This window comes from Bacillus sp. H1a (genome assembly GCF_000633475.1).
Taxonomy (GTDB): Bacteria; Bacillota; Bacilli; order Bacillales; family Bacillaceae_G; genus Bacillus_A; species Bacillus_A paramycoides.
Genome location: NZ_AYMH01000057.1, coordinates 1 through 2,985 on the forward strand (window position 1 = coordinate 1; position 2,985 = coordinate 2,985).

A 2,985-nucleotide genomic window follows, 5' to 3' on the forward strand; every position below is an offset into this window, starting at 1 on the left:
GTATGTTCTTTGAAAACTAGATAACAGTGTAGCTCATATTTTTTAATTTTAGTTTGGTTAAGTTAGAAAGGGCGCACGGTGGATGCCTTGACACTAGGAGTCGATGAAGGACGGGACTAACGCCGATATGCTTCGGGGAGCTGTAAGTAAGCTTTGATCCGAAGATTTCCGAATGGGGAAACCCACTATACGTAATGGTATGGTATCCTTACCTGAATACATAGGGTATGGAAGACAGACCCAGGGAACTGAAACATCTAAGTACCTGGAGGAAGAGAAAGCAAATGCGATTTCCTGAGTAGCGGCGAGCGAAACGGAATCTAGCCCAAACCAAGAGGCTTGCCTCTTGGGGTTGTAGGACATTCTATACGGAGTTACAAAGGAACGAGGTAGACGAAGCGACCTGGAAAGGTCCGTCACAGAAGGTAACAACCCTGTAGTCGAAACTTCGTTCTCTCTTGAATGTATCCTGAGTACGGCGGAACACGTGAAATTCCGTCGGAATCTGGGAGGACCATCTCCCAAGGCTAAATACTCCCTAGTGATCGATAGTGAACCAGTACCGTGAGGGAAAGGTGAAAAGCACCCCGGAAGGGGAGTGAAAGAGATCCTGAAACCGTGTGCCTACAAATAGTCAGAGCCCGTTAATGGGTGATGGCGTGCCTTTTGTAGAATGAACCGGCGAGTTACGATCCCGTGCGAGGTTAAGCTGAAGAGGCGGAGCCGCAGCGAAAGCGAGTCTGAATAGGGCGTTTAGTACGTGGTCGTAGACCCGAAACCAGGTGATCTACCCATGTCCAGGGTGAAGTTCAGGTAACACTGAATGGAGGCCCGAACCCACGCACGTTGAAAAGTGCGGGGATGAGGTGTGGGTAGCGGAGAAATTCCAATCGAACCTGGAGATAGCTGGTTCTCCCCGAAATAGCTTTAGGGCTAGCCTTAAGTGTAAGAGTCTTGGAGGTAGAGCACTGATTGAACTAGGGGTCCTCATCGGATTACCGAATTCAGTCAAACTCCGAATGCCAATGACTTATCCTTAGGAGTCAGACTGCGAGTGATAAGATCCGTAGTCAAGAGGGAAACAGCCCAGATCGCCAGCTAAGGTCCCAAAGTGTGTATTAAGTGGAAAAGGATGTGGAGTTGCTTAGACAACTAGGATGTTGGCTTAGAAGCAGCCACCATTTAAAGAGTGCGTAATAGCTCACTAGTCGAGTGACTCTGCGCCGAAAATGTACCGGGGCTAAATACACCACCGAAGCTGCGAATTGATACCAATGGTATCAGTGGTAGGGGAGCGTTCTAAGTGCAGTGAAGTCAGACCGGAAGGACTGGTGGAGCGCTTAGAAGTGAGAATGCCGGTATGAGTAGCGAAAGACGGGTGAGAATCCCGTCCACCGAATGCCTAAGGTTTCCTGAGGAAGGCTCGTCCGCTCAGGGTTAGTCAGGACCTAAGCCGAGGCCGACAGGCGTAGGCGATGGACAACAGGTTGATATTCCTGTACCACCTCTTTATCGTTTGAGCAATGGAGGGACGCAGAAGGATAGAAGAAGCGTGCGATTGGTTGTGCACGTCCAAGCAGTTAGGCTGATAAGTAGGCAAATCCGCTTATCGTGAAGGCTGAGCTGTGATGGGGAAGCTCCTTATGGAGCGAAGTCTTTGATTCCCCGCTGCCAAGAAAAGCTTCTAGCGAGATAAAAGGTGCCTGTACCGCAAACCGACACAGGTAGGCGAGGAGAGAATCCTAAGGTGTGCGAGAGAACTCTGGTTAAGGAACTCGGCAAAATGACCCCGTAACTTCGGGAGAAGGGGTGCTTTCTTAACGGAAAGCCGCAGTGAATAGGCCCAAGCGACTGTTTAGCAAAAACACAGGTCTCTGCGAAGCCGTAAGGCGAAGTATAGGGGCTGACACCTGCCCGGTGCTGGAAGGTTAAGGAGAGGGGTTAGCGTAAGCGAAGCTCTGAACTGAAGCCCCAGTAAACGGCGGCCGTAACTATAACGGTCCTAAGGTAGCGAAATTCCTTGTCGGGTAAGTTCCGACCCGCACGAAAGGTGTAACGATTTGGGCACTGTCTCAACCAGAGACTCGGTGAAATTATAGTACCTGTGAAGATGCAGGTTACCCGCGACAGGACGGAAAGACCCCGTGGAGCTTTACTGTAGCCTGATATTGAATTTTGGTACAGTTTGTACAGGATAGGCGGGAGCCATTGAAACCGGAGCGCTAGCTTCGGTGGAGGCGCTGGTGGGATACCGCCCTGACTGTATTGAAATTCTAACCTACGGGTCTTATCGACCCGGGAGACAGTGTCAGGTGGGCAGTTTGACTGGGGCGGTCGCCTCCTAAAGTGTAACGGAGGCGCCCAAAGGTTCCCTCAGAATGGTTGGAAATCATTCGTAGAGTGCAAAGGCATAAGGGAGCTTGACTGCGAGACCTACAAGTCGAGCAGGGACGAAAGTCGGGCTTAGTGATCCGGTGGTTCCGCATGGAAGGGCCATCGCTCAACGGATAAAAGCTACCCCGGGGATAACAGGCTTATCTCCCCCAAGAGTCCACATCGACGGGGAGGTTTGGCACCTCGATGTCGGCTCATCGCATCCTGGGGCTGTAGTCGGTCCCAAGGGTTGGGCTGTTCGCCCATTAAAGCGGTACGCGAGCTGGGTTCAGAACGTCGTGAGACAGTTCGGTCCCTATCCGTCGTGGGCGTAGGAAATTTGAGAGGAGCTGTCCTTAGTACGAGAGGACCGGGATGGACGCACCGCTGGTGTACCAGTTGTTCTGCCAAGGGCATAGCTGGGTAGCTATGTGCGGAAGGGATAAGTGCTGAAAGCATCTAAGCATGAAGCCCCCCTCAAGATGAGATTTCCCATAGCGTAAGCTAGTAAGATCCCTGAAAGATGATCAGGTTGATAGGTTCGAGGTGGAAGCATGGTGACATGTGGAGCTGACGAATACTAATAGATCGAGGACTTAACCATATAATATG

Annotated in this window: 1 rRNA gene; it reads left to right on the forward strand. The window is 51.2% G+C overall.

The window, feature by feature from the left end:
* The first annotated feature begins 55 nt into the window (after positions 1–55).
* Positions 56–2,977, forward strand: a 23S ribosomal RNA gene (locus U860_RS0124470).
* The last annotated feature ends 8 nt before the right edge of the window (positions 2,978–2,985 follow it).